This window comes from Variovorax sp. GW821-FHT10C12, from assembly GCF_059415405.1.
In genome coordinates this window covers 164,720-191,423 of record NZ_JBWKNE010000009.1, presented here as the reverse complement: position 1 = coordinate 191,423, position 26,704 = coordinate 164,720, and the positions used below count along the sequence as shown (strand labels likewise).

Below are 26,704 nucleotides of genomic sequence, written 5' to 3'. Positions count from 1 at the left end.
ACCCGAGAAACACAGACACCCGTGAACATCCCGACCACCTCCCGCATTCCCCGGTGGGGCCGCCGCATGGCCGCCATCGCCCTGGCAGGCGCCGTGCTGGGCGCCGCGCCCGCCTGGGCCCGGCGCGATGCGCCATCGCCTGCCGCCGCCATCGAGATCCGCCGCACCACAGACGGCATTCCCCACATCCGCGCCACCAGCTGGCGCGGGCTGGGCGTCGGCTACGGCCAGGCGCAGGCCGAAGACGCGCTGTGCACGCTGGCCGATGCCTTCGTCACCTTCAGCGGTCAGCGCTCGCTGTACTTCGGCGCCGAGGCGAAACCGCAGACACGCTCCACCTTCGGCACACCGGCCAACCTCGACCTGGACTTCTTCTTCCAGGCCTTCGCGGGCGCGGATGCGGTCGAGGCGCTGAAGCGCGAGCAGCCGGCCGAACTCAACGAACTCATCGCCGGTTTCGCCGAGGGCTACAACCGCCACGTGCGCGCACTGCAGGCGGCGCCGCAACGCGACGGCGACGCGGCGCTCGCCTGCGCGGAGGCGCCCTGGGTGCGCACCATCGGCCCCGAAGACATCTACCGCCGCATGCTCGCCGCAGGGTTGGCCGGCGGCTACACGCATTTTGTCGCCGAGATCGCGAACGCGAAACCTGCCGCGGCCCTGCCGCCCGCGCCGGCCGACAAGTTCTCGCTGTCCACGCGGCTCGAGATGCCCGTGGGCGATGCGCACGGCATCGGCAGCAACGTACTGGCCTTCGGCCAGGCGGCCACCGGCGAGCGCGGCGGCAGCGTGCTGTTCGGCAATCCGCACTGGTACTGGGGTGGGCCCGACCGCTTCTACCAGGCGCATCTCACGCTGCCCGGGAAGATGGACGTGGCGGGCGTGTCCTTTCTTGGCATTCCGGTCATCATGATCGGCTTCAACAACGACGTGGCCTGGAGCCACACGGTGTCGGCCGCACGGCGCTTCGGCATGTTCGACCTGACGCTGGACCCCGCCGACCCCACGCGCTACCTCGTCGACGGCCGCTCCGAGCCCATGCGCGCCCAGCCGCTCGCGGTGGCGGTGCGCCGCGCCGACGGCACGGTGGACCTGGTGCATCGCACGCTCTACCGCACGCGCTTCGGCCCGGTGGTCGATCTCGGCGCGCGCCATGCGGCGCTGGGCTGGAGCGCCCGCAAGGCCGTTGCGATCCGCGACATCAATGCCGACAACCCGCGCATCTTCCGCAACTTCTTCCGCTGGGACCAGGCGCGCTCGCTCGACGAGTTCATCCGCATCCAGCGCGAGGAGCTCGCGATGCCCTGGGTCAACACCGCGGCCATCGGGCGCGGCGACGGCCGTGCCTGGTATGCCGACATCGGTGCGGTGCCGGGCGTGCCCGACGATCTGCGCGCCACGTGCACCACGCCGCTGTCGAAGGCCTTTGCCGCGCTCGACCCGGCCACGCCCATGCTCGACGGCAGCCGCTCCGCCTGCGAGTGGCAGAGCGCAAAGGGCGCGGTGCAGTCCGGCACGCTGGCGGCCGACCGCATGCCCAGCCTGCTGCGAGAGGACTACGTCGCGAACATGAACGACAGCTTCTGGCTCACGAACCCGGCGCAGCCGCTGACCGGCTTCGCCGCGGTGCTCGGTGCCGAGGGGCGGGCGCTTTCGATGCGCGGGCGGGAAGGGCACCGCATCGCGAGCGAGCTTGCCGCGGCGGGCGAGACCTCCAGCCGGGGCCTCGCGCAGCGCGTGATGCACAAGACGCTGGAAGCGCGTTCGTACACCGCCGATCGCTTCAAGCCCGCGCTGCTCGATGCCGCTTGCGCGCCGGGCCAGGTGGAGCTGCCGGCCGAGGAGGCGGTGTCCAAGACCCGCACGCGCGTCGACGTGCGGCCGGCCTGCCAGGTGCTGCGCCACTGGTCGAACCGGGCCGATGCTTCCGATCGCGGCGCGTTGCTGTGGGATGCCTTCTGGAGCCGGGTGCTGGAGATTCCCGCGAAGGAGCTCTACACGCAGCCGTTCTCGGCGAGCACACCGCTCACGACGCCGTCGGGCATCCACGTGGCGGACCCGCGCGTGGCGCGCGCGCTGGCCGCGGCGGTCGAGGACATGGCGCGCAAGGGAAGGGCGCTCGACACGCCCTTGGGCGAGCGCCGTTTCGTGCGCAGCGAGGGGCGGGAGGTGCCGTTGTCCGGCGGCTGCGACGGCGAGGGCTATTTCGCCATCGCCTGTGCCAACGAGGGCGACTACACCATGGGCGACCGCTCCCATGGCAACACCTATCTGCAGGTGGTGTACTTCGACCGCCGCGGCGTGCAGGCGCACACCCTGCTCGCGCACGGCGAGCGCGAGACCGCGGTTCGCAACGGCAAGGGCATCGCACCGGTGGCGCGCTACGCGCGGAAGGACTGGCTGCGCTTTGCGTTCCGCGAGGAGGACATCGCGCGCGACCCCTTGTTGGCGCGCAAGACGCTCCGGCCCTGAAGCCCAGGCATAAAAAAACGCACGACCCGAAAGCCGGGTCGTGCGTCAAGGGCACCTTCTGCCGGTGCCGCCCTAAGTCAATTCGTTGGTGCGTGTCAGAGCTTGTAGCTGAGCTTCAGCCAGGCGTTGCGCGGGTTGCCCTGCGTGTAGCCGTTGTAGGCGCCCAGGCCGTTGTAGTAGCGCTTGTCGCCCAGGTTCTCGATATGCAGCGAGGCGCTCAGGCGGTTGTTGATGTCGTAGCGCGCCATCAGGCCGAACAGCGTCAGGCCGCCTTGCGAGGCGCGGCCGAGTTCGTTGAACTCGTCGTAGTAGATGCCGCTCTGGTAGCTCACGCTGCCACCGACGGTGAGCTTGCTCCACTCACCCGGCAGGCGGTAGCTGGTGGCCACGCGGAACAGGCGGCGCGGGTACTGCGGGTTCAGCAGCACGCCGTCGGCATCGCGCTTGGCGTGGTAGGTGTAGCCCGCGAGCATCTGCAGACCCGGCAGCACCTCGCCGGCGGCGGTGAGCTCGAAGCCCTTGCTCTTGGCGCCCTGCACCGCGCGGTACGGAATGCCGCCGTCGGGCAGCAGCGAGCCGGCGCCGGTGTCGATCACGGCGAGGTTGGTCTCGCGCGTCTTGAAGATCGCGGCGCTGGTGTTGAGCTTGCCGCCGAAGTGCTCGCCCTTCAGGCCCAGCTCGATGTTCTTGCCGCGCTGCGGCGCGATGAGCGAGTTGTTGCGGTCGCGCACCGTGTTGGGCTGGAAGATGTCGGTGTAGCTGCCGTACAGAGAGAGCTCCTTGCTCACGTCGAACACCACGCCCAGGTAGGGCGTGACCACGCCGTTCTCGCGCATCGAACTCACGCCGGTGCGCCGCCAGGTGGTCCAGTCGAGCGTGGACGCATCGGACTTGTACCAGGTGCCGCGCGCGCCGACGATGAGCGACAGCGGCTCGGCCAGCTTCAGGCGGGTCGAGGCGTAGATGGCTTTCTCGGTGGTGTTCAGCGGCGCCGTGTACAGCGGGTACGAGAAGGAGGTCGGCTCGGGGAAGCTCTGCAGCTGGTAGAAGTTCAGCGGCCGGCGGTCGATCATGCGCGGCACGGCGCCACGCGTGTAGACCGTGGCGTCGTAGGTGTTGTAGCTCATGCCCACCACGGCCTCGTGCGTCTGGCCGAAGGCCTCGAACGGGCCCTTCAGGTGCACGTCGAGGGCCTTGTTGGCGCCTTCGGCGGGGTTCTCGCGGATGTCGATGGTGGAGGCGCCGGTGCGCGCGTTGATCGCGCGGTAGATGCTCAGGTCACCCGAGGCGCGCTCGCGTTTGCTCTTGAGGTAGCTGGCGTCCACCTTGAGCTGCCAGCCCGCGCCCAGGCGCTGGTCGAGGTTGGCGAACAGCTTGTCGCTGTACATGTCCCAGTAGCTCCACGGCGCGCTGGAGTTGAACGAGCGCGGCAGGTTGGTGCGCTGGCCGTTGCTGAAGAACAGCGGGCTCTGGCCGTAGTTGGCGCCATCGATGGCGGTCTTCTGGTGCTCGAAGCCCACCGACAGGCGAGAGCCCGCCGCGAGGTCGACTTCGAGAATGCCGTACAGCGCGTCTTCGCTGCGCTTCTTGTTCTCGATGAAGCTTTTGCCGTCGGTGCGCGAGGCCATGAAGCGCCCGCGCACGCTGCCGTCGGCGTTGAGCGGGCCGCCCACGTCGATCTCGGCGTTGTAGCGGCTCCAGCTGCCGATGCCGCCCGAGATGTGGCCGGCGAATTCGGAGGTGGGGCGCTTGCGCACGAGGTTGATGGCGCCGCCGGGCGAGCCCACGCCGTTGAGCAGGCCGGCCGCGCCGCGGATCACTTCGACGCGGTCGTAGAAGGCGGTGCTGATCATGCTCGACTCGCCGGCCACGCTGTTGAAGCCCAGCGTGGGCACGCCGTCGATCATGGTGCTCAGGGCGAAGCCGCGCGAGGAGAAGGTCACGCGCTCGTCGTTGCGGTCGGCCACGATGCCGGGCGTCTGGCGCAGCACGTCTTCGAGGGTGACGAGGTTCTGGTCGTCGATCTGCTGGCGGCCGATGACGCTGACCGACTGCGGCGTTTCGCGCGGCGACAGGTCCATCCGCGTGGCACCGGCGGCGGCGCGTGTGGTGTACGAGCCCGTGCCTTCGGTGGTGCCGTCGGTGGCGGCCTGCGCGGCCACGGTCACGGCCGGCAGTGTGGACGCGCCGGCCGTGCTCTGGCGCTGGATGGTGACGCGCGTGGGGCCGTTGCGCACCGCCACGAGGCCGCTGCCGGCCAGCAGGCGGTCGAGCGCCTGCTGGAAGCTCAGGCGGCCCGACACGGCCGGTGCGGCCAGGCCCGAGACCACGTCACCGGCGGCGAGCACCTGCACGCCGGTCTGGCGCGACAGCTCGTTGAGCGCGGCGCCCAGCGGCTGGGCGGCCACGTTGATGTCGCGTGCTTGTGCAGCGGCCTGGTCGGCGCCCTGGGCGGCGGCGAGGCCGCTCCAGCTGGCAAAAGCGGTTCCGAAGGCGGCGGCAAGCGCGGCGCTCAGGAGTCGGTGGCGAGACGAGAAACGCATGGGTGAAGGCTCCAGACAAATAAATCGGTGCGGCATGAAACGGGCGCGCGCCGCAGCCGTCGATCGGATGCGGGGTGCTTCTGGATGTAAGACGTTTGAACTCGAAAAAGAGAGACAGGCCCGTGACAAGGCATCGGCCGCCGCGTCGATGCGGGTCGAAAAACGAGCGGAAAGAGGGAGCGGCGCGCCGGCGGGCGCACCGGGGTCAGCGCGCCTGCAGGCGCACGCTGCCGTCGGGCCGGGCCACCGCCACCAGCGGCAGGATGGCCGGCAGCGCGTCGAGCAGGCCGGCCGAGTCGTTGGTGCGAAAGCGCCCCGAGAGCCGCATCGCGTCGATGCGGGCGTCGGCGCCGACGATGGGCGCGCTGCGGTAGCTGTTGACCGCGGCCAGCGCGTCGCCCAGCGGCGTGTTGTCGAACACCAGCCAGCCGTCGCGCCAGGCCGAGAGGGCGGCGGTGTCGGCCTGGCGCACCGGGTCGGCGTGGCCGTCGCGCACCTCGAGCATGTCGCCGGCGCGCAGGTCGACCACTTCGCCGCTGCGTTCGGTGCCGGCGTGGCGCAGCACCTGCACGCGCACATGGCCGTGCTCGACGCCCACGGTGATCGGGCCGCCGCGGTCGCGCACGGTGAAGGCGGTGCCGACGACTTCGATGATCGCCTCGCGCGTGCGCACCACGAAGGGCCGCTCGGCGTCGGGGGCGACGTCGAAGCGGACCTCGCCGCGCGCCATGTCGATCATGCGGCGGCGGCGGTAGAGCGTGACGTCGACGGCGCTCTGGGGCGCGAGGTCGAGGCGGCTGCCGGCCGAGGCATCGGCGGCATCGGCCAGCGTGACCTTGAGCATCCGCGCGTTCGGTGTGCGGTACGTCGCCTGGAACACGGGCTGCTGCCAGTACCACTGCACGCCGCGCCCCGCGACCACGCCGGCGCCGAGCAGCCCGGCGACCGACAGCAGCATCTTGCGGCGCGAGGGGCTGCGCGGGGCCGGTGCGGGCACGGGCTCGTCGAAGTGCGCGCGCAGGTCGTCGGCCATGCCGCCCAGCGCGTTCCAGCGCTCGCGCGCCTCGCGCACGGCGGCGGCGTGTTCGGGCGAGCGCGTGCGCCACTGGTCGAGCGCGAGCCGGGCGCTGTTGGCGGCCGGGCTCGGCGGCGCGATCTCGTCCTCGACGATGAGCGCGAGCGCGCGTTCGATCAGCCGTTCACGCGGAACGACCGCTGTGGCCGCACGGCTCATGAAAAGTCTTCGGCCAGTGCGGTGTCGAAACCGGCGTGGCTGTTCACCGCCTGCGGCTCGATCAGTTCATGGCGCAGCTCGGCGAACACGCGCGAGCAGTCGATGGTGGCGCGCAGCAGGTGCTTGGCGACCGCCATCTCGGTGATGCCCAGGCGCTGCGCGATCTCGGCGCGCGAGTGGCCGTAGGCGCGGAACAGCAGGAACACTTCGCGCCGGCGCGGCGGCAGCTGTTCCATGGTTTCCACCACGCGGCGCAGCACGCGGTGCTGGGCCACGACGTATTCGGACGAGGGGGCGGTGAGGTGCGTGCCCACGACGGCATGCGAGACGGCCCACTCCTGCGCCACCTTGCGGTGGCGGGCTTCGTCGATGCACAGGTTGCGCGCCACGCGGAACAGCAGGGCGCGCGGCGACTCGATGGCGGCGCCGTCACGCAGGCCGAGCGTGTGCGTGTACACGCGCTCGAAGCTGGACTGCGCGATGTCGGCCGCATGGTGCGGGTCGCGCAGGTCGCGCGTGAGCTGCCGGCGCAATTCCGCGTAGTGAGACACAAGTTCCTGGACGAGGTCGCGCATCCGGTCGCCTTCTCGCAAGCATCGACAAAAGACCCCTGGGCCGATGGCTGGTGCGCGCCGGTGAACAAGGAGGCGAGGGCGCTGGCTTCGGTGACCCCGGGGATGGGGTTAATAAGAACTATTCTTATTTAATGTAACACCGAAGCGTTGGGTTTCCGTGGTCCGGTGGGGCTGCCCGCAGCCGGTGGTGCGCGTGTGCCCGTCTCGCATTGACCCGTTCATGCAGCGGGTGATAGCCTGCCGCCCGCTTCGAACGAACCCCCTCCCCCACAGAAAGAACAGGCTTCCTCATGCACCTTCGCTCCACCCCGCGCTCATGGACGCGCGCCGCCTGCCAGGGCGCCGTGCTGGCCAGTGCCTTGCTCGCCGTCAACGCCATGGCCCAGAAGCCGCACCAGGGTGTGCTCGACGCCGCCACGCAGCAGAAGGACGAGACGCTGCAACTGCTGGAGCGCATGGTCAACATCGATTCGGGCTCGACCAACACCGAAGGGCTGGCCAAGGTGCGCGAGATGGTGGCGGATGAACTGCGCAAGCTCGACGCGCGCATCGAGAGCTTTCCTGCCGAGCCGCACCCGGGCACCAACCTGGTCGCGACGTTGACCGGGCAGGGCAAGAAGAAGATCCTCATCCTGGCCCACATCGACACCGTGTTCAAGGACGGCACGGCCGCGGCCAAGCCCTTCTACATCAAGGACGGCCGCGCCTACGGCCCTGGCGTGATGGACAACAAGGGCGGCGTCGTGGCCGGCCTGCAGGCGCTGAAGATCCTGCAGAAGATCGGCTTCAAGGACTACGGCCAGATCACCTTCCTGATCGACACCAACGAAGAGACGGGCTCGGTCGGCACCAGCGCGCTCATCGAACGCGTGGCCAAGCAGCACGACGTGGCGCTGAACCTCGAGCCGGGCCGCCCGGCCGACGGCCTCGTGGTCGAGCGCAAGGGCTCGGCCACGGCGCTCATCGAGGTGAAGGGGCTCGCCTCGCACGCGGGCGTCGCGCCCGAGGCGGGCCGCAACGCGGCCATGGAAGTCGCGCACCAGGTGCTGCAACTGTCGAAGGTGGCCGACGCGGCGAAGAAGACCACGGTCAACTTCACGGTGCTCACAGCCAACGGACCGACCAACGTGATTCCCGCGTCGGCCAGCGCCAAGGGCGACGTGCGCGCCGCCACGCCCGAGGAGCTCGACCGCGTCGAGAAGGACCTGACGCGCATCGCGCAGAACAAGCTCATCCCCGAGACCGAGGTGCGCGTGCGTCTCGTGCGCGGCCTGCCGCCGATGCCGCGCTCGCCCGCATCGGACAAGCTCGTGCGCATGGCCGAGGGCATCTACGGCGAGATCGGCAAGAAGCTCACCATCGAGAGCAGCGGCGGCGCCGCCGACGCGAGCCTCGTGGCCGGCGTCGGCGTGCCCGTGCTCGACGGCTTCGGCATCGTGGGCGGTGGCATCCACACGCCGGAGGAATACGCCGAGGTCGAGAGCGTGGTGCCGCGGCTTTACTTGCTGTCGCGGATGCTCATGGACTTGAGCGCGAACTAGGGCCTGTTGCCAGGGCCTCAGCCCCGCTTCGGAATGCCCAGGCCCTTCACCACCGCCGGCCGTGCCACGAAGGCCTCGAGCACGCGCGCGACGTTCTTGAACTCGCTGAAGCCCACGAGGTCGCCGGCCTCGTAGAAGCCGATCAGGTTGCGCACCCACGGGAAGGTGGCGATGTCGGCGATGGTGTACGTGTCGCCCATGATCCAGGCGCGATGGGCAAGGTGCTTGTCGAGCACGCCGAGCAGGCGCTTCGATTCGGCCACGTAGCGGTCGCGCGGGCGCTTGTCTTCGTAGTCCTTGCCGGCGAACTTGTTGAAGAAGCCGAGCTGGCCGAACATCGGGCCGATGCCGCCCATCTGGAACATCACCCACTGGATGGTCTCGTAGCGGGCCGCCGCATCCTTCGGGATGAACTGGCCGGTCTTCTCGGCGAGGTACAGCAGGATCGCACCCGATTCGAACAGCGCCAGCGGCTGGCCGCCCGGGCCGTTGGGGTCGAGGATGGCGGGGATCTTGTTGTTCGGGTTGAGCGACAGGAACTCCGGCGACATCTGGTCCTGGGTCTCGAAGCTCACGAGGTGCGGCTCGTAGGGCAGGCCGGTTTCCTCCAGCAGGATCGACACCTTCACGCCGTTGGGCGTGGGCAGCGAGTACAGCTGCAGGCGCTCGGGGTGCTGCGCGGGCCATTTCTTCGTGATGGGGAAGTGCGAGAGATCGGTCATGGGGAAAGTCCTTGGAATAGGGGCGACAACGGCGAGCGCCGGATTCTGCACGGCTCAGGCCGGCGGTGTGCGCGCATGGCCTTGCAGGCGCGGCAGCACCTCGCGGCCGAGCTCGTCGACCACGTCCTGCGCGGGTCGCCGGCTGCTGCGCGCGAGGTTCAGCAGCACATGGGCGACGCCGGCGTCTTCCATGCGGTCGAGGTAGTCGATGAGCGCATGGCGTCCGGCGCGCAGGCCGAGTTCGATGGGTTCAGCGGGCGCGTCGGCATCGTCCATCAGGTCGAGCTGCAACGATTGAACGAAGGGCTTGGCTTCGCCGCCCGCGCGTTCGCGCAGCGCGGTTTGCCACAGGCCGATGCGGCCCTGTTGGCGTGCTTCGTCGCGGTGGTAGGTGGCCCAGCCGTCGGCGTGGGCGGCGGTCCATTGCAGCGACTGGCGCGCCGAGCCCACCACCAGCATGCCGATGCGCGCGGCGGGCGCCGCCATGAGGTCGTGGCCGCCGGTGGCTTCGTGCAGCGCGGCGCGCTCCTGTGCATCGGGCGAGAGCGCCGAGCGCACGAGGTTCCAGCGTTCGCGGAAGACGTCGCCGCGCAGCGCGATGTCCTGCTGGAAGATGGCGAACTCGGCCTCGCGGTCACCCGAGCCCAGGCCGAGGATGAAGCGGTCGTTCGACAGGCGGTTGAGCGAGAGCGCGGCCTTGGCCACGTGCAGCGGATGGCGCAGCGGCAGCACGGCGGCGGCGGTGCCGAGCGCGATGCGCTGCGTGGCGGCGGCCAGCGCGGTGAGCCAGATGAAGGGCTCGTCGAGCACCGCGGTTTCTTCGCCCTGCGGCAGCATCACGGGCACGTCGCGCGTCCACAGCGTGGCAAAGCCGAGCGTGTCGGCCAGGCGGGCCAGCTGCAGTTCGATCGCGGGGTCGGCCATCGCGCCGTGCGGGCGCGCCAGCGGCGTCATCAATCCCAGGGTGAGCCGCCCGGCGAGCAGCGTCTGCCGGTAGGCGGTGTTGAACGGCGCCATGGCCGCGTCAGGCGCGTCGCTTGCGGGAGGCCGGTGCGGCGGGCGCTGCGAACAGCCGCTCGATCGATTGCCGCACGTCGGCCTGCATGTCGGCGATGGCCTTGGTGTCGCCCGAGAGGTGCTTGAGCAGCGCCTGCAGGAACAGCCCGTCGAAGAGGGCGTAGCAGGCCGAGGGCGGCAGGCCCGGTGCCTGGCCGGAGAGTTCGGCGAAGCGGCTCATGATGCGCCAGATCATGTCTTCAAGGCTCTTGTCGATCTGCACCACGTCGTCGTGGAAGGCCGCTTCGAACAGGGCCTGCGAACGCAGGTCGTACCAGAGCCGGTGCACGTGGCCTTCGCCCTGCAGCGTGTCGCCCAGGCTCTGCAGGAAGCCTTCCATGAGCTCGTCATACGTCGTGGCGGTGTCGACCGCGTGGTCGTAGCGCGTGACGCAGCGCGCCTTGTACTGCTTGACGCTGCAGACGATGAGGTCGACCTTGTCGCTGAAGTAGTAGTGCAGCACGCCATGCGAGAACTCGGAGTTCTGCGCGATCTCGCGCAGGCTGGTGCGCGCGTAGCCGAGCGTGGCCAGCGTGGTGAGGGCGGCTTCGCCGAGCTCGGCGCGGCGCTGCTCGAACTTGTCGGCCGGTGCCTTCTGCACCCGTCCGGCGTGCTTCTTTACCCGTGAATGAGTGGTCATTTCTAGCCAGGCCGCAGAGTGCCGGCCGCTGTGTTTCCTGGTGATTGCAAACCATAGCACGCGGCGTGGGAAATCCCTCCTACGTGCATTCCAGAGGCATTTTACGAAATTTGGGCAGTCGTCAAAAAAATTCTTGACACTCGTCAAGTCGATTCCTAGCATGGCCGCTCCATCTCATACACATATCCACAGGAGACAAGTGATGGCCAAGTTCGACTTGACGGGGCGCAAGGCCCTGGTAACGGGTGGTGCGCGCGGCATCGGCGCGGGCATCGCCCAGGCGTTGGCGCAGGCGGGTGCGTCGGTGATGATCGGCGACGTGCTCGCCGACCTGGGCAAGGAGACCGCGCAGCGGCTCTCCGCCGAAGGGGCGAAGGTGGGCTTCGTCCCGCTCGACGTCACGAAGGACGGCGACTGGGCGGCTGCCACCGAAGCCACGGTGAAGGCCCTCGGCGGCTTCGACATCCTGGTCAACAACGCCGGCATCGAGATCACCTCGCTGGTGGTCGACGTCGACGGCGACGACCTGCGCCGCATGCTCGACGTGAACGTGGCCGGCACGCTGCTGGGCATGAAGCACGCCTTTCGCGCGATGCGCCCCGGCGGCAGCGCGGGCGGCGGCGGGGCGGTGGTCAACATCGCCTCGGTGGCAGCCACCATCGCCTTTCCCGCCATTGCCGGTTATTCGGCGACCAAGTCGGCGGTCGACCGCGCCACGCGCGTGGCGGCCATGGAGTCCGGCAAGCTGGGCTACGGCGTGCGCGTCAACTGCATCTACCCCGGCCTCGTGCCCACCGACATGGGCATGAAGCTCGCCAACGACATCGTGGCTGCGGGGCTTGCGCCCAGCGTCGAGGCCGCCGTGGGCGACGTCATCGGCCAGACGCCGCTGGGCCGCCTCGGCGAGATCGGCGACATGGCCGACGTGGTGGTCTTCCTCTGCTCCGACGCTGCCCGGTTCATCACCGGCGCGGGCCTCGCGGTGGACGGCGGCATGGGCATGTGAGCGATCAACCAGGAGAGAAAAAATGAGCAGCAGCAAGAAGAAACCCGTCATCGTCTACGGCGCCTCCGGCTACACCGGGCGCCTGGTCTGCGAGTACCTGCGCGAGTACCACATCCCCTTCATCGCCGCGGGCCGCAGCGCAGAAAAGCTCGAAGCGGCGATGAAGTCGAACGTGCCCGGCATCGAGACCGCGGACTACGAAGTGGTCGAGGTCGCGCACACGGTCCAGGCGCTCACCGAGCTCTTTACCGGCGCCTCGGTCGTGCTCAACACGGTGGGGCCGTTCGCCAAGTTCGGTCCCGAGGTGGTCGATGCCTGCCTGGCCGCCGGCTGCCACTACACCGACACCACCGGTGAACAAGACTGGCTCATCACGCTCGACCAGAAATACGGCGCCAAGTTCGCGGCGGCCGGCCTGCTGCTGTCGCCCGGCTTGGCGCAGATGTACACCACCGGCGAAATCGCGGCGCAGCTGTGCCTGGAAACGCCCGGCCTGGACACGCTCGACATCGCCGTGTTCTGGGGCGGCAGCCCGACCATCGCGTCGACGCAGACCATCCTGGTGAACGCGGCCACGTCCAAGGCCTTCTACCTGGAGCAGAACCAGTACGTCGAATGGCAGCCCGACGCGGGCCTGTACCACCTGTCGATTCCCGGCCAGCATGAAGCCGCGCTGGCATTGCCCTGGGGCGGCACCTCGCACCCGGTGTGGTTCAAGCGCGACCCGCGCGTGGCCAACGTGAAGGTGCTCGGCGGCGTCTTCAACAAGCCGCTGATGCTGGGCGTGCCGCAGATCGTGGCCGCCGCGCTCAAGGCCACCGAAGGCATGAACGACGAAGACCGCTATGCGGCGCTGGCCCAGACGGCCGCGGGCGTGATGAACACCATGCCGCCGCGCGAGAACCCGCGCATCAACAAGTCCGTCGATTCGGTGCATGCCTCCGGTCCGCTGGGCCGCGCGCACTGCGTGATCTTCGGCAACTGCAACTACAAGCAGACCGGCCTGCTGCAGGCCTATGCCGCGGCTTCGCTGCTGCAGCAGGCGCCGCGCCGCGCCGGCTTTGCCTCGGGCTGCCAGGCCTTCGGGCACCGCGAGCTGCTGGGGGCGCTGCGCAGCTTCGGGCTGGTGCAGGAACCCGTGCTCACGCGGATGGGCTGACGCGCATGCGCCTCGTCGACTACCTCGACAAAGGCGCCCAGCAGGGCGCCGATTCGCCGTGCCTCACCATGGGCGACGCCGACCTGAGCTACGGCCAGGTGCAACGCATCAGCTGGCGCGTGGCACGCGGCCTGCAGCGCGCGGGCATCCAGCCCGGGGACAAGGTGGCGGTGCTCTCGAGTAACGACGCCCTGGCCTTCGCCACGGTGTTCGGCATCTCGCGCGCCGGTGGCGTGTGGTGCCCGATCAACCCGCGCAACGAAGCCGGCGAGAACGCCTTCGTGCTCGATGCCTTCGATTGCGCCTGCCTCGTGTTCCACAGCAACTACGGGCCCATGGTCGAGCAGATGCGCGCGCAGCTGCCTAAACTGAAGGCGCTGGTGTGCCTCGACCAGCGGCAGGCCTTCGCGCCCGCCATGGACGAATGGCTCGACGGGCTGGACGATGCGCCGATCGACATCGCGCCGCCCGACGACGTGGCCATGATCGCCGGCACCGGCGGCACCACCGGCCAGCCCAAGGGCGTGATGCTGTCGGGCGGCAACCTGGAGGCCATGTCGGCGCTGACCCTCATGGGCTACCCGTTCGAGGGCCGGCCCGTGTACCTGGCGCTCGCGCCGCTCACGCATGCGGCCGGCGTGCTGTGCCTGCCGGTGATGGCGCTGGGCGGGCGCGTGGTCATCATGCCCAAGCCCGACCTGAGCGAGTTCCTCGCGCTCATCGAGCGCCGGCGCGTCACCCACACCTTCCTGCCGCCGACGCTGATCTACATGCTGCTGCAGCACCCGGAGCTGGCGCAGACGAAGCGCGACTCGCTGCAGTGCTTCTGGTACGGCGCCGCGCCCATGTCGGCTGCGCGGCTCGAAGAAGCGCTCGACAAGATCGGCCCCGTCATGGCCCAGCTCTTCGGCCAGACCGAGGCGCCGATGATGGTCTCGATGATGCCGCCGCGCGACCACTTCAACGCCGATGGCTCTGTGGCCCGCCAGCGCCTGGCCTCGGCAGGGCGGCCCGGGCCGCTGGTGCAGGTCGGCATCATGAACGGCGACGGCGCCTTGCTGCCCACGGGCGAGAGCGGCGAGATCGTGGTGCGCGGCTCGCTCGTGATGCGCGGCTACTACAAGGACCCGAAGGCCACGCAGGAGGCCTCGCGCCACGGCTGGCACCACACGGGCGACATCGGCTACCTCGACGCCGACGGCTTCCTGTACATCGTCGACCGCGCCAAGGACATGATCATCTCGGGCGGCTTCAACGTCTACTCCGCCGAGGTGGAGCAGGTGCTGATGCAGCACCCCGACGTGCAGGACAGCGCCGTCGTCGGCCTGCCCGACGAGAAGTGGGGCGAGCGCGTGGTGGCCGTGCTGCAGCTGCACGCGGGCCGCAGCGTGGACGCCGAGGCGATCAAGACTTTCGTCAAGTCGCGCATCGGAAGCGTGAAGGCGCCCAAGCAGGTCGAGGTGTGGGCCGACCTGCCGCGTTCCAAGGTCGGCAAGGTGCTCAAGAAGGAAGTGCGGGCGTCGCTGCTGCAGAAGCCGTCGTCATCCTGATTCAGTCGCGCTGGTAGTGCCCCTGGTGGGCCTGGCGCAGCTCGAACTTCTGGATCTTGCCCGTCGAGGTCATCGGCAGCGCGGGCACGAAGACGATGTCCTTGGGCACCTCGAAGCCACCGAGGTGCTCCTTGCAGTGCGCCGTGAGCGTGGCCTCCGAGAACTCCGCCGGCGCATCGGGCCGGCGCGTGACGAAGGCCGTGATGGCCTCGCCCCAGCGCTCGTGCGGCAGGCCGACCACTGCCGCGTTCAGCACGGCCGGGTGGCGCAGCAGCACCTCCTCGACCTTGAGCGAGGGCACGTTCTCGCCGCCCGACTTGACCATGTCCTTGAGCCGATCGAGAAAGATCAGCTGCCCGTCGTCGTCCAGCTTGCCCAGGTCGCCCGAGTGGTGCCAGCCGAAGCGCTGCGCGTGCGCCGTGGCCTGCGGGTCCTTGTAGTAGCCGAGCATCACGTTCGGTCCGCGAAAGACGATCTCGCCGACCTGGTTCGGCGCGAGCAGCTCGCCCTCGTCGCCCATCACCGCGACCTCGTTCACCAGCGTGCCCACGCCCCAGTACGAGCCGAAGCGCTCGCGCTGCTGGTGCGTTTCGAAGATCGTGGCACCGGGGTACATCTCGGTCTGCCCCGAGGCCAGCGCGAAGTTCGGGCACAGCGCATCGAGCAGGCGCAGCAGCAGCGTGCGCGACATCGGCGCCATCGCATACACGCACAGCCGCAGGCTCGACAGGTCGCGCGATTCGCGCTGCGGGTGGGCCAGCAGCGCGCCGTACATCATCGGCAGACCGACCGTCACGGTGATCCTGTGGCGCTCGATGGCGGCGAGCATCGCTCCGGGGTCGAAGCCGCGCAGGATGACGTTCGTGCCGCCCACCGCGAGCGCCGACATCAGCACCGTGTGCTGTCCGCAGTGAAACAGCGGCAGCACGTTGCTCCACACGTCGTGGTGCGCGGGGCCGCCGCCCCATTCGAGCATGTTGCTCTGGAGCACCGAGTGCACCGAGGCGTGCGAATGCATCACGCCCTTCTGCCGGCCGGTGGTGCCGCTGGTGTACATGATGAGCGCGAGCTGGTCGCTGCCGATGGCCACGTCGGGCAGCGTGGCCGGCCCTTGCGCAATGGCCTGCGCCACGGTGGCCACGCCGGGCGGCGGCGTGTCGCCGTCGAGCACGCACAGCAGCGGCGAGACGCCCGCCGTGTCCAGCAGCTGGCGCAGCTCGGGGCGCGCGTGCAGCGCGGTGTCGATCACCAGGTGCCGCGCTTCGGCGTGTTCGAGGATGTAGCCGATGGCATCGACCGCGAGCGCCGTGTTGATCGGCACCCACACCAGCCCGGCCTTCTGGATGCCGAGCAGCGCGACCACCATCTCGATCGAGTTGTTGCACAGCATGCCCACGCGCTCGCCGCTTGTGAGGCCCAGGCCCAGCAGGTGGTGCGCGAAGCGGTTCGATGCGGCGTCGAGCTCGCGGTAGCTCATGCGGTGCTCGCCCTCGATGAGCGCGGTGCGCGCACCGAAGCGCCGCGCGCTGCGGTGGATCACGTCGCCCAGCGCGATGCGGGCGATGCGCTGGAAGGAGGAAGGGGAGGGCTCGGGGCGGGCGGCGGGCATGGGGGCGTGTCTCCGGTCGTTGGGGGTGTCGATCGGAGCGCAGACTAAGACCGGCACCGCCTGCCGGTCTTGCGAAGAGTGGCTATGCGACGCCGGCCGCCCGCCGGGGCCGCGTCAGAAGCGGGCCTTGAGGAAGGCCGAGGGCCCCTGCAGCCGCACCTTCAGGCGCGAATCGGCGAAGCCGCCCTCGCGCGTCAGGTCGATGTTGGTCACGCCATACGACAGCACCAGACCCACGTTCTTCACCGGAAACCACTCCACGCCGGCTGCGGCGTTGTAGATGTTGCCGTGGAAGCGGCCGCTGCTTTTCCACACGCCCGAGGCGTCTGCGAACAGCCGGAGGTCGGGCGTGATCGCGTGGCGCACGCCGACCTGGAGCAGGGGCGCGATGGCGTTGTCGCTCGAGCGCTCGCTGACCGAACGCACCTGTCCGTTCACGCCGACCAGCGCGCTGGCACCGAGCGTCGCGCGGTAGTAGGCCGCGCCGGCGCCCAGCCCGAAGACGGTGTTGCCCGAGCCGAGCCACCACTTGTAGGCGAGCTTGGCGAAGTCGAGCTGGGCCGAGAGGTTCGCGTTGCCGATGGCGCTTAGCGAGCCGAAGCTGCCGAACGAGGTGTTGCCCGCCACCTGTCCTTCGTAGTCGCGCTTGTAGCGGTAGTAGTCGAAAGACAGGCCCTGGCTGTCGCCGATCAGCACGTCGGCCGAGATGCGCGGCATGGTCACACGGCCCGGCTTGAGCTCGTTCGAGCGCAGCACGCCGTAGGGGGTTTCGACCGAGGCGCTGAACTTGGGGTCGGCACTGAAGGCCCCCACCGAGAAGCTGAAACGGTCCAGCGCCGGCGAGGGCTCGGCCGCAGCAAAGGGCGCGAAGCACAGAAGGGAGAGGGCGCCGGTTCCGGCCAGGGCGCCGAATCTCGCGGTCCGGTCGAACGGACGCGAACGAAGCAACAGCATGAAAGAAATCCTTCGGGTGAAAGATGCCTCGGGCATGTGCATGGCGCGATGCCTCCGGGCTGAGGCTCCCTGAAACCGCATCACCTTAGTGACGCGGCACCGCGCCGCGCATGCGCCGTTGGCCGATGTGCCTGTAGGAAATTGCCGATCGCACGCCGATGCATGCCGCGGCGCTACAGTCCGCCCATGCGCCAACACCTTTCCACCACCACCGGTCCCCAACGTCTTCTCTACGGGGCCGCGGCGGCCGTCGCGGTGGCGCTCGTGCCCTGGCCGATGGGCCTCACGGCGCGCGCGCTGGCCGGCTGGTGCGCGGGCGTGGCGGTGTACCAGCTGCTCAGCTGGTGGCTGGCCGAGACCTTCGACGCCCAGCGCACGCGCGAGCGTGCGCAGCAGCTGGACCAGCCCAACGTCGTGATCCTGGTCTCGATGCTGGTGGCGGTGGGCGTGAGCGTGGTCGCCATCGCGATGCTGCTGCAGCAGGTGCGCCAGCTCAGCGGCTGGGCGCGCGGCGCGCACGTGGCGCTGGGGCTGGTGGCGCTGGCGGGCTCGTGGCTGATGATGCACACGATCTACGCCTTTCACTACGCGCATCGCTACTACATCGACCGCAAGGACAGCGCCTCCGACGGCGGGCTCGACTTTCCGGGCAAGGAGGCGCCCGACTACTTCGACTTCATGTACTACGCCTACGTGATCGGCATGACCTCGCAGGTGTCGGACGTGCAGGCCACCTCGCACGAGATGCGGCGCATCACGCTGGTCCACAGCGTGCTCGCCTTCGCCTTCAACATGCTGGTGCTGGCCCTGTCGGTGAACGTGGTGGCCGGCGTGGTCTAAGAAGGCTCAGCCCGCGGCCTTGCGCAGCGACGGCAGCTTGACGATGCCGGTCGACAGCGCCACACCGCACACGATCACGAAGGCGCAGATCAGCATCCACTGCGTGATCTGCTCGCCCAGGAACACGGCGCCGTAGAACAGCGCGAACACCGGCACGAGGAAGGTCACGGTGAGCGCGCGGGCCGGGCCGGCGCGTTCGATGAGCCGGAAGAACAGGATGTAGGCCACGCCCGTGCAGGCGATGCCCAGCGCCAGCAGCGCCAGCCAAGCGCGCAGGCTGGGCATCTGCGCGGGCCAGAGCCAGATCGCGGGCAGCGCGAGGAACAGGCTGGCGCCGATCTGGCTGCCGGTGGCCGTGGTCAGCGCGGGCACGCCGGACAGGTGGCGCCGCGTGGCGCTGGCCGAGATGCCGTAGCAGAGGCACGCCGCCAGGCAGGCCAGCACGGCCCACAGCGCGGCGTGGTTGCTGGCGCCGGCGTGCAGGCCGGCGCTGCGGCTGGCGAGCATCGCGACGCCCGCGAAGCCGATCACCAGGCCGACGAGGCGCGAACCGTTCGGCCGCTCGCGGAACCAGGCCCAGGCCACCAGCGCGCCGAACATCGGCGTGGTGGCGTTGAGCACCGCCGCCAGGCCGGTGTTGATGGTCAGCAGCGCGAAGCAGAACAGCGCGAAGGGCATGCCCGAGTTGAAGATGCCGACCGTGAGGCTGGCCTTCCAGTGCTTCGCGATGGACGGCCCCTGGCCGCGCAGCAGCGCGATCGGCAGCAGGAACAGCGCCGCGATGACCACGCGCACGGCAGCCGTCGGCAGCGCGCCGAACTCCGCTGCGCCGATGCGCATGAACAGGAACGAGGCGCCCCACAGCGCGCCCAGCAGCACGAGATCGATGAGCCACGCCTTCGGTGCGAGCGCGGCGGGAGCGGGCGAAGGCGAAGGGGCGACGGTGGTGTTGTTGTTCGTTGTGGTCATGCGTCTCTTTGGGGAATGGCGCGGCGCCACATCGAGGGGATGTGGCGCTGTGCCATGGGCGGTGTTTTCTTCTGTCTTACTTGCCGGTCTCGAGTTCGAGCAAGGCGGTCTTGCGCTCGAGCCCGCCAGCGTAACCGGTCAGCGAGCCGTCCGCACCGAGTACGCGATGGCAGGGCACGATCACGCTGATCGGGTTGCGCCCGACCGCCGCGCCCACCGCGCGCACCGCGGCCGGGTTGCCCACGCGCTGGCTCAGCGCGCCGTAGGTCGTGGTCTCGCCGGCGGGGATGGCCAGCAGCGCCTGCCACACGCTCTGCTGGAAGGCGGTGCCGTGCGACAGGTCGAGCTGCATGTCGAAGTGACTGCGGCGGCCCGCGAAGTAGTCGCGCAGCTGCGCGGCGGCCTCGACCAGCGCGGGGTGGTCGTCTTTCGTCTGCCAGCCCGTGGTGTCGGGCCAGTGGCGCTGGTGGTCGAACCAGACGCCGGCCAGGCCCTGGTCGGTGGCGGCCATCGTGACGCCGCCCAGCGGCGTGTCGGTGTGCGAGGTGTAGATGACGGTGCGCTTGAATTTCATGGTCTTTCAGGCACGGGGCCTGCCGTTGCGAGGTCGGAAGAAGTGGCGGTCGGTGCCGGTTCGGAGGGCGCGGGCGGCGTGTGCCAGGCCCGCAGCACCGCATAGCTGCGCCAGGGGCGCCAGGCCTGCGAGGCTTCGCCCGCGGCGCGCGCGGTGGTCACGCCCAGCGCCTTCTGCAGGGCCACGTCGCCGGCGGGAAAGGCGTCGGGCCAGCGCAGTGCGCGCATCGCGATGTACTGTGCGGTCCAGGCGCCGATGCCGGGCAGTTCCTGCAGCGTCGCGAGGGTGGAAGGCACGTCGGCGCCCGCATGCAGCGCCAGCCGGCCCGAAGCCACTTCGCGCGCGATGGCCTGCAGCGCGGCCTGCCGCTGGCGCACGATGCCCAGCTGCCCGAGTGCATCGCCGCTGGCCGCCGCCAGCGCGGCGGGCGTGGGAAAGAGGCGGCTCAGGCCGTCGATGGGCGTGTCGATCGCGTCGCCGAAGGCCTCCACCAGCCGCGAGCCCAGCGTGCGCGCCGCGGCCACGGTGATCTGCTGGCCCAGCACCGCGCGCACTGCGAGCTCGAAGCCGTCGACCGTGCCCGGCACGCGCAGCCCGTCGCCGTGCGGAAAGGCGGCGTGCAGCGCGGCGTTGATCGCCATCGGCTCCGCGTCGAGGTCGAACAGGGCGCGTGCGCGGCTGATGACGATCGGCAGCACTGCGGCCAGCGAATCGCTCACGGCCAGCAGCACCTGCTCGCGTTCGAGGTCGAAGCGCAGCTGCAGCCAGCCGGCGTGCGTCTGCCCGCCCTGCTGCACGCGCAGGGTGCGCGCCAGGCGCACATAGGTCGGTGTGCTGCCCTTGGCGGGTTCCTTGCCGTCGGCGGTGTGCACGGTCTCGACGCCGCGCAGCGCGCGCCGTGCGAAGAAGCCGAGCATGGCGTTGGCGTCGTAGGGCGGGCGAAAGCCCAGCCGCACCTCGATGGCCTTGCCTTCGCCACCCTCGGTGCCGCCCGCGCGGCGCAGCGCGCTCGGGTTGAGCCCGTAGTGCTCCACGAAGGCCGCATTGAAGCGCCGCACGCTCGCGAAGCCGCTGGCCAGCGCCACCTGCGTCATCGGCAGGCGCGTGTCGGCGATGAGCTGCTTGGCGGCCAGCAGGCGGCGCGTCTGCAGGTACTGCAGCGGCGACACGCCGAACTGCGCCTCGAAGATGCGCCGCAGGTGGCGGTCGCTCACGCCCAGGCGGGCCGCGATCTGTGCCGCGCCGGGGCCTTCCTCGGACCAGGCGTCGGGCTCGTCGATCAAGCGCGCCGCCTGCAAGGCGAGGATGCGCGAGGCATCTTCGGTCGACCAGCTGGCCGCGCGCGGCGCCAGCTCGGGCCGGCAGCGCAGGCAGGGCCGAAAGCCCGCCGCCTCGGCCTGGGCCGCGTGGCGGAAGAAGCGGCAGTTCTCGCGCCGCGGCAGCTTCACGCGGCACACCGGCCGGCAGTAGATGCCGGTGGAGGTCACGGCCGTGAAGAACGAGCCGTCGAAGCGCGCGTCGTGCGTCTTCATCGCCAGGTAGCAGGCGTCACTCTCGAGCACTTCGGAGGGGGCGTGGGCGGTAGACATGGGGAAATGATACGGTTTCGACTCGTTTCAACTGGCCGTTTTCGGACATCGATGTCTACAACGCGTTGCCTACAATGCCCGACTCCGAACCAACAGTGACCCCGCCCTTCATGCAGCTCAGCGCATCGATCTTCAAGGCCTATGACATCCGCGGCGTCGTGCCCCTCAGTCTCGATGTCGAAGTGGCCGAGGCGCTGGGCCGTGCCTTCGGCAGCGCAGCACGCGCGGCCGGCGAGACCGCGGTGGCCGTGGGCCGCGACGGCCGCCTGTCGGGTCCGGCGCTGGTGGACGCGCTGATCGACGGCCTGGTCGCCACCGGCGTCGAGGTGATCGACATCGGCGCGGTCACGACCCCGATGCTGTACTTCGCGGCCCACACGCTGTGCACCAGCGGCATCCAGGTCACGGGCAGCCACAACCCGAAGGACTACAACGGCTTCAAGATGGTGCTGGCCGGCCGCGCGATCTATGGCGACGAGATCCAGGGCCTGCGCAAGACCATGGAAGACGGCAGCGCGAAGCTCGCGCCCGGCGGTAGCGTACGCAAGGTCGACGTGACCGACGCCTACGTGCAGCGCATCGTGGGCGACATCAAGCTCGCACGCCCCATGAAGATCGTGGTCGATTCGGGCAATGGCATCGCGGGCGCGACCGCGCCGGCCATCTTCCGCGCCATCGGCTGCGACGTGGTCGAGCTGTTCAGCGAGGTCGACGGCAACTTCCCCAACCACCACCCTGATCCGAGCAAGCCCGACAACCTCCGGGACCTGATGGCCGAACTGGCCAAGGGCCAGGCCGAGCTGGGCCTGGCCTTCGATGGCGACGGCGACCGCCTGGGCATCGTCACGAAGGACGGCCAGAACATCTTCCCCGACCGCCAGATGCAGCTCTTCGCGCAGGACGTGCTCTCGCGCGTGCCCGGCGGCACCATCGTCTACGACGTGAAGTGTTCGCAGCGCCTGGCGCCGGCCATCGAGGCCGCGGGCGGCACGCCGATGATCTACAAGACCGGCCATTCGCTCATCAAGGCGAAGATGAAGGAAATCGATTCGCCGCTGGGCGGCGAGATGAGCGGCCACATCTTCTTCAAGGAGCGCTGGTACGGTTTCGACGACGGCACCTACGCCGGCTGCCGCCTGCTCGAGATCCTGAGCCAGCACCCGGACGCGAACGCCGTGCTCAATGCGCTGCCCACCAGCTTCTCGACCCCCGAACTGAACGTCGCCTGCGCCGAAGGCGAGCCGCACGCGCTGGTCGCCCAGCTCGTGCAGAACGCGCGCTTCGACGCGCCCGCCCAGGTCTCGACCATCGACGGCCTGCGCGTGGACTGGCCCGATGGATTCGGGCTGATCCGCGCTTCCAATACCACCCCCGTGCTGGTGCTGCGCTTCGAAGGCCAGACCGAGGCGGCGCTCCAACGCATCGAGACCGAGATGCTTGCGGTGCTGCGAACGGTCAAGCCCGACGCCACGCTGGCAGCTGCTGCCCACTGAAGAACCTGTGCGTTCCCTGCTGCTTCGCCTCTACGGCGTCTTCACCACCGCCGTCCAACCGCTGGTCCGCCGCAAGCTGCGGCGCCGCGCCGTCGCCGAGCCCGGCTATGCCGTGGCCGTCGAGGAGCGCTTCGGCCACTACGACGACGCCACCACCGGCTTTGCCCAGTGCTGGGTGCACGCCGTCTCGCTGGGCGAGACGCGCGCCGCCGCCATCCTGATCGCCGAGCTGCGGCGCCAGTACCCGGGCATTCCGATCCTGCTCACGCACGGCACCGCCACGGGCCGCGAAGAGGGCGCCAAGCTGCTCGAGCCGGGCGACACGCAGGTCTGGCAGCCGTGGGACACGCCGGGCGCCGTCGCCCGCTTTCTGGACCGCTTCCAGCCGCGCATCGGCGTGCTGATGGAAACCGAGGTCTGGCCCGAGATGGCCGCCGCCTGCGCCGAGCGCCGCATTCCGCTGGTGCTGGCCAACGCGCGGCTCAACGAGAAATCGCGCGCCGCGGCCGAACGGCTCAGCGGGCTGGCACGGCCGGCGTACTCGGCGCTCACCGCCGTCTGGGCGCAGACCGAAGCCGACGCGCACCGGCTGGTGTCGCTGGGCGCCAAGGTGGCCGGGATCTACGGCAACCTCAAGTTCGACGCCACGCCCGACGCGCGGCAACTGGCCACGGCCGTGTCGCTGCGCGAGCACCTGCCGCGTCCGATGGTCGTGCTGGCCAGCTCGCGCGACGGCGAAGAACGGCTGCTGCTCGAGGTGCTCAAGCGCTTCGGCGCCACCTCGCCGGTGCCGCCTGAACAGGGCGCGATCCGCTCGATCGCCAAGCGCGTGCACGACGTGCAATGGATGATCGTGCCGCGCCATCCGCAGCGTTTCGACGAAGTGGCGGCGCTCATCGAGGCCGAAGGCTTCGCGGTGGCGCGCCGCAGCGCGGCCGGCCAGCCGGCCGAGGCCGAGATCTGGCTCGGCGATTCGCTGGGCGAGATGGCGCTGTACTACGGCCTGGCCGACGTCGCCTTGCTCGGCGGCAGCTTCGAGCCGCTGGGCGGGCAGAACCTCATCGAGCCGGCGGCCTGCGGCTGCCCGGTGGTCATGGGCCCTTCGACCTTCAACTTCGCCGAGGCGGCGCAGCTGTCGCTCGCGGCGGGCGCGTCGCTGCGCGTCGAGGGCATGGAGCAGGCCGTGACGGCGGCGCTCAAGCTGGTCGAGAACCCGGAGCGTCGCGCCGTGATGGCGCAGGCCGCGCTGGCCTTTTCGTCGTCGAACCGTGGCGCGGCCGAACGTACGGCGGCGGCGGTGCTGGCGATTGCGCAGGCGGCGGAGCCAGTGACGACCCCGGTGGCCGGCGACGACAGTGCGCCGCCGCCCGAAGCGACGCGGGCCGAGCCCACGCTGGACTGAATCCGCATTTGCTCCTTCCCCTTCCGGGGGAAGGCGGGGATGGGGGCAAGCCCCCAATGAGCGTGGTTGTGGGTTCGAGGCCGTCGTGCCCCCACCCCGACCCTCCCCCAGCGGGGGAGGGAGAAAAACCAATCAGCGCACCGGCGGATTCAAGATCACCGGCGGCGGCGGTGCCGACGGCATCGTCGGCGCGGGCGGGTTGAACGGTTGCACCGGCACCGGTGGCACCACCGGAATGGCCGGCGGCGTCACGGGCACCGCGGGCGCGCCCGTGGTCGCGGCAGGCACTGCAGGCGTGCTGCCATTGCGTGCCAGCGTCGCGTTGATCGCGTTCATGTCGTCGGTGGTCAGCGTGCCGTTGGCCTGGCGCAGCTTCAGGTTGCCCAGCAGCACGTTGTAGCGCGCCTGCGCCAGGTCGCGCTTGGTCTGGAACAGCTGGCTCTGCGAGTTGAGCACGTCGATGTTGATGCGCACGCCCACCTGGTAGCCCAGCTTGTTGGCGTCGAGTGCGCTCTGGCTGGAGGATTCGGCCGCTTCGAGCGCCTTCACCTGCCCCGCACCCGACACCAGCCCGAGGTAGGCCGCGCGCGTGGCCTGCGCCACGCTGCGGCGCGTGCCGTCGAGCACGCTGCGCGACTGGTCTTCGAGGGCCAGCGTTTCCTTGATGCGGTTCTCGGTGGCGAAGCCCGCGAACAGCGGCAGGTTGAAGGTGACGCCGACCGTGGCGGCGTTGACGCGCGTGCCCACGGTGCTGGTGCTCGTGCCGGTCGGGTTGCGCGTGACGTTGTAGCCCAGGTTGGCGTCCAGCGTGGGCTTGTGGCCGGCCTGCGCCTTCTGCACCTCGAGCCCGGCCACGTCCAGGCCCAGGCGCGCCTGGCGGATCGCCGGATGCACCTCGTCGGCCTGCGCCACCCAGGCGTTGATGTCGGCGGGCTGCGCGGTCGGCAGCACGACCGGCGCGGCCAGCGGCACGGGCACGCTGCCCGGGCGGCCGACCAGCTGGTCGAGCACCACCTTCTTGACCTGCAGGTCGTTCTCGGCGGCGATTTCCTGGGCGATCACGAGGTCGTAGCGGGCCTGGGCCTCGCGCGAGTCGGTGATGGTGGAGGTGCCGACCTCGAAATTGCGCTTGGCCGAGGCCAGCTGCTCGGCCACGGCCACCTTCTGCGCGCGCACCAGGGCCAGGCTGTCCTGGCTGGCGAGCACGTCGAAGTAGGCCTGGCTCACGCGCACGATCAGGTCCTGCTCGGCGATGGTGAGCACCGCCTGCGCCACTTCGGCCTGGCGCTTGCCCTGCTCGTAGGTGGCCCAGTTGGCGGGGCGGTACAGCGGCTGCGTGGCGTTGATGCCGACGTTCTGCGTGGTGAAGTCGCGCGAGGCGCTGCTGCCGCGGCCGGTGCCGGTCAGGGTGTCGATGTCCAGGTCGCTGCGGTTCACGCCCGCGGTGAGCCCGACGGCCGGCAGGATGCCGGCCTTGGCCTGCGCGGCGCGCGCCAGGTTGGCCTCGTACTGGGCCCGCGCGCCCTGGTAGGTGGCATCGAAGCCGCGCGCGGAATCGTAGAGTTCGTTCAGTGTCTGGCCCTGGGCCGGCAGTGCGAGCAGGCTCGCAATGGCGCTTGCGAGGGCTGCGGAAAGTGGCAGAAGCCGGGGCCTGGGAGGCATTGAACGTCCTTGGGAGGGAAAGAATCAGTAGCGCGGCACGTTCGGGTCGTGCTGCGCGGACCAGGCGTCGATGCCCCCCGCCACGTTGGCGAGCGAGTCAAAGCCGTTCTGGTGCAGAAAAGCGGCCACGCGCTGGCTGCGGGCGCCGTGGTGGCACAGGCAGGCGATGCGCGGCGCGGGCTGTCCGTCGCCGCCGGCGAGCTCGGCCAGCCGGCCGGGGATCTCGTTCATCGGGATCGCGACCAGCGTGAAGCCCTGCGGCGCGACGCTCGCCGTCTGCAGCTCCCAGGGCTCGCGCACGTCGAGCAGCACGGGGGCGGCGTCGGCGTCCTGTGCGAACCAGGCGGCCAGGTCGGCGGGGCGGACTTGATCGATCATTCGGTGGCCCGCTCGATCAGAACGCGAAGCGCGAGGGCTCGGGGAAGTTCAGCAGGCGCGGCGCCACGGTGTCCCAGGGCTGGATCGTTTCCCACTTGCTTTCGCTGGTGCGGGTCACGAAATGGGCGCGCATCATGGGCTCGTCGCCGACGATGGCCGACAGGCGGCCGCCGACCTTGAGCGAACCGAGCAGGTTCTGCGGAATGCGCGCGACCGAGCCGCTGAGCACGATCACGTCGAAGCTCGGGCCGCTGGCCAGGGGCACGGCGCCGTCGGCGTGGCGCACTTCGACGTTCGTCACGCCGTTGCTGCGCAGCGTGTCGGCGGCACGGGCGGCCAGCACGGGGTTGATCTCGAGCGACAGCACCTGGGCCGCGCGGGCGCCGAGCAGGGCGGCCATGAAGCCGGAACCGGTGCCGATCTCGAGCACCGATTCGTGCTTCTGGATGTGCAGGTCCTGCAGCGTGCGGGCCTCGACCTTGGGCGACAGCATGAATTCACCGGGCACCGAGCCGTCGAGCAGGGGCAGTTCCATGTCGAAGAAGGACAGCGTGCGGTGCGCGTCGGGCACGTAGTCTTCGCGGTGAATCTCGGCCAGCAGCTCGAGGATGTCCGACTCCAGCACGTCCCAGGGACGGATCTGCTGTTCGATCATGTTGAAGCGCAAGCGCTCGAGGGTGGGCGTGGGGTTCATGGCGTGGCTTTCCTTGAAGGCTCTGGACGGGACAAACCTTCA

The 26,704-nt window shown here is 69.9% G+C and carries 22 protein-coding genes; 8 read left to right on the top strand and 14 right to left on the bottom strand.

What is annotated here, in order from left to right; translation table 11 throughout:
* Positions 1 to 21 precede the first annotated feature (21 nt).
* Positions 22 to 2,472 (top strand): penicillin acylase family protein, encoded by a 2,451-nt coding sequence (locus AC07OH_RS28190; RefSeq protein WP_495302906.1) that lies wholly within the window; start codon positions 22 to 24, stop codon positions 2,470 to 2,472.
* Positions 2,473 to 2,567: 95 nt separating this feature from the next.
* On the opposite strand, the gene AC07OH_RS28185 is transcribed toward AC07OH_RS28190, so the two are convergent.
* The 3 genes from AC07OH_RS28185 to AC07OH_RS28175 all read right to left on the bottom strand — a co-directional run bounded on the left by AC07OH_RS28185 (position 2,568) and on the right by AC07OH_RS28175 (position 6,824).
* Entirely contained in the window at positions 2,568 to 5,015 is a 2,448-nt protein-coding gene (locus AC07OH_RS28185; RefSeq protein WP_495302905.1) for a TonB-dependent siderophore receptor, read from the bottom strand.
* A 205-nt stretch (positions 5,016 to 5,220) separates the two neighbouring features.
* Positions 5,221 to 6,249 (bottom strand): FecR family protein, encoded by a 1,029-nt coding sequence (locus AC07OH_RS28180; protein ID WP_495302904.1) that lies wholly within the window; start codon positions 6,247 to 6,249, stop codon positions 5,221 to 5,223.
* Entirely contained in the window at positions 6,246 to 6,824 is a 579-nt protein-coding gene (locus AC07OH_RS28175; protein WP_495302903.1) for an RNA polymerase sigma factor, read from the bottom strand. Before AC07OH_RS28175 ends, AC07OH_RS28180 begins: the two co-directional genes overlap by 4 nt.
* A 290-nt stretch (positions 6,825 to 7,114) precedes the next feature.
* On the opposite strand from AC07OH_RS28175, the gene AC07OH_RS28170 reads away from it, so the two are divergent.
* Entirely contained in the window at positions 7,115 to 8,365 is a 1,251-nt protein-coding gene (locus AC07OH_RS28170) for a glutamate carboxypeptidase (protein WP_062469846.1), read from the top strand.
* A 17-nt stretch (positions 8,366 to 8,382) separates the two neighbouring features.
* Here AC07OH_RS28170 and AC07OH_RS28165 read toward each other — a convergent pair whose 3' ends face one another.
* Genes AC07OH_RS28165 through AC07OH_RS28155 form a run of 3 tightly spaced genes read right to left on the bottom strand, consistent with a single transcriptional unit; the run spans position 8,383 to position 10,783 of the window.
* Positions 8,383 to 9,087 carry a glutathione S-transferase N-terminal domain-containing protein gene (locus AC07OH_RS28165; protein ID WP_495302902.1) on the bottom strand — a complete coding sequence of 235 codons (705 nt, stop codon included), beginning with the start codon at positions 9,085 to 9,087 and terminating at the stop codon, positions 8,383 to 8,385.
* Between the two features lie 54 nt (positions 9,088 to 9,141).
* Entirely contained in the window at positions 9,142 to 10,104 is a 963-nt protein-coding gene (locus AC07OH_RS28160; protein WP_495302901.1) for a TIGR03571 family LLM class oxidoreductase, read from the bottom strand.
* Between the two features lie 7 nt (positions 10,105 to 10,111).
* On the bottom strand, positions 10,112 to 10,783 hold the full coding sequence (locus AC07OH_RS28155) for a TetR/AcrR family transcriptional regulator (protein ID WP_495302900.1): 672 nt from the start codon (positions 10,781 to 10,783) through the stop codon (positions 10,112 to 10,114).
* A 202-nt stretch (positions 10,784 to 10,985) separates the two neighbouring features.
* On the opposite strand from AC07OH_RS28155, the gene AC07OH_RS28150 reads away from it, so the two are divergent.
* The 3 genes from AC07OH_RS28150 to AC07OH_RS28140 are packed head-to-tail and all read left to right on the top strand — an operon-like array spanning position 10,986 to position 14,498.
* The gene (locus tag AC07OH_RS28150) at positions 10,986 to 11,789 is read left to right on the top strand and encodes an SDR family NAD(P)-dependent oxidoreductase (RefSeq protein WP_095746287.1); all 804 of its coding nucleotides are present in this window, start codon (positions 10,986 to 10,988) and stop codon (positions 11,787 to 11,789) included.
* A 22-nt stretch (positions 11,790 to 11,811) separates the two neighbouring features.
* On the top strand, positions 11,812 to 12,948 hold the full coding sequence (locus AC07OH_RS28145; RefSeq protein ID WP_495302899.1) for a DUF5938 domain-containing protein: 1,137 nt from the start codon (positions 11,812 to 11,814) through the stop codon (positions 12,946 to 12,948).
* Between the two features lie 5 nt (positions 12,949 to 12,953).
* Positions 12,954 to 14,498 (top strand): acyl-CoA synthetase, encoded by a 1,545-nt coding sequence (locus AC07OH_RS28140; protein WP_495302898.1) that lies wholly within the window; start codon positions 12,954 to 12,956, stop codon positions 14,496 to 14,498.
* A gap of 1 nt (position 14,499) precedes the next feature.
* On the opposite strand, the gene AC07OH_RS28135 is transcribed toward AC07OH_RS28140, so the two are convergent.
* Together AC07OH_RS28135 and AC07OH_RS28130 are read right to left on the bottom strand one after the other, a co-directional pair.
* Complete coding sequence (locus AC07OH_RS28135; RefSeq protein WP_495302897.1) at positions 14,500 to 16,107, bottom strand: class I adenylate-forming enzyme family protein; 1,608 nt, start codon at positions 16,105 to 16,107, stop codon at positions 14,500 to 14,502.
* A gap of 114 nt (positions 16,108 to 16,221) precedes the next feature.
* The gene (locus tag AC07OH_RS28130; protein WP_495302896.1) at positions 16,222 to 17,061 is read right to left on the bottom strand and encodes a hypothetical protein; all 840 of its coding nucleotides are present in this window, start codon (positions 17,059 to 17,061) and stop codon (positions 16,222 to 16,224) included.
* 186 nt (positions 17,062 to 17,247) lie between these two features.
* Between AC07OH_RS28130 and AC07OH_RS28125 the strand changes: the two genes are divergently transcribed.
* Positions 17,248 to 17,901 (top strand): DUF1345 domain-containing protein, encoded by a 654-nt coding sequence (locus AC07OH_RS28125; RefSeq protein ID WP_495302895.1) that lies wholly within the window; start codon positions 17,248 to 17,250, stop codon positions 17,899 to 17,901.
* A 6-nt stretch (positions 17,902 to 17,907) separates the two neighbouring features.
* Here the strand turns inward: AC07OH_RS28125 and AC07OH_RS28120 are convergent, their stop codons facing one another.
* The 3 genes from AC07OH_RS28120 to AC07OH_RS28110 form a co-directional block, all read right to left on the bottom strand.
* Positions 17,908 to 18,870: a DMT family transporter gene (locus AC07OH_RS28120; protein WP_095746282.1), complete on the bottom strand. Its 963-nt coding sequence runs from the start codon at positions 18,868 to 18,870 to the stop codon at positions 17,908 to 17,910.
* A gap of 76 nt (positions 18,871 to 18,946) precedes the next feature.
* Positions 18,947 to 19,444 carry a methylated-DNA--[protein]-cysteine S-methyltransferase gene (locus AC07OH_RS28115; RefSeq protein WP_492680665.1) on the bottom strand — a complete coding sequence of 166 codons (498 nt, stop codon included), beginning with the start codon at positions 19,442 to 19,444 and terminating at the stop codon, positions 18,947 to 18,949.
* The gene (locus tag AC07OH_RS28110) at positions 19,441 to 21,033 is read right to left on the bottom strand and encodes a DNA-3-methyladenine glycosylase 2 family protein (protein WP_495302894.1); all 1,593 of its coding nucleotides are present in this window, start codon (positions 21,031 to 21,033) and stop codon (positions 19,441 to 19,443) included. The genes AC07OH_RS28115 and AC07OH_RS28110 overlap by 4 nt, the downstream gene beginning before the upstream one ends.
* Positions 21,034 to 21,143: 110 nt before the next feature.
* Between AC07OH_RS28110 and AC07OH_RS28105 the strand changes: the two genes are divergently transcribed.
* Positions 21,144 to 22,526, top strand: a complete 1,383-nt coding sequence (locus AC07OH_RS28105) for a phosphomannomutase/phosphoglucomutase (protein WP_495302917.1) — start codon at positions 21,144 to 21,146, stop codon at positions 22,524 to 22,526.
* Between the two features lie 7 nt (positions 22,527 to 22,533).
* Complete coding sequence (locus AC07OH_RS28100; protein ID WP_495302893.1) at positions 22,534 to 23,928, top strand: 3-deoxy-D-manno-octulosonic acid transferase; 1,395 nt, start codon at positions 22,534 to 22,536, stop codon at positions 23,926 to 23,928.
* A 132-nt stretch (positions 23,929 to 24,060) separates the two neighbouring features.
* Here the strand turns inward: AC07OH_RS28100 and AC07OH_RS28095 are convergent, their stop codons facing one another.
* Genes AC07OH_RS28095 through AC07OH_RS28085 form a run of 3 tightly spaced genes read right to left on the bottom strand, consistent with a single transcriptional unit; the run spans position 24,061 to position 26,662 of the window.
* Complete coding sequence (locus tag AC07OH_RS28095; protein ID WP_495302892.1) at positions 24,061 to 25,590, bottom strand: TolC family outer membrane protein; 1,530 nt, start codon at positions 25,588 to 25,590, stop codon at positions 24,061 to 24,063.
* A gap of 24 nt (positions 25,591 to 25,614) precedes the next feature.
* The gene (locus tag AC07OH_RS28090; protein ID WP_495302891.1) at positions 25,615 to 25,968 is read right to left on the bottom strand and encodes a rhodanese-like domain-containing protein; all 354 of its coding nucleotides are present in this window, start codon (positions 25,966 to 25,968) and stop codon (positions 25,615 to 25,617) included.
* Positions 25,969 to 25,984: 16 nt separating this feature from the next.
* Positions 25,985 to 26,662 carry a protein-L-isoaspartate O-methyltransferase family protein gene (locus AC07OH_RS28085; protein WP_495263143.1) on the bottom strand — a complete coding sequence of 226 codons (678 nt, stop codon included), beginning with the start codon at positions 26,660 to 26,662 and terminating at the stop codon, positions 25,985 to 25,987.
* Between the last annotated feature and the right edge of the window lie 42 nt (positions 26,663 to 26,704).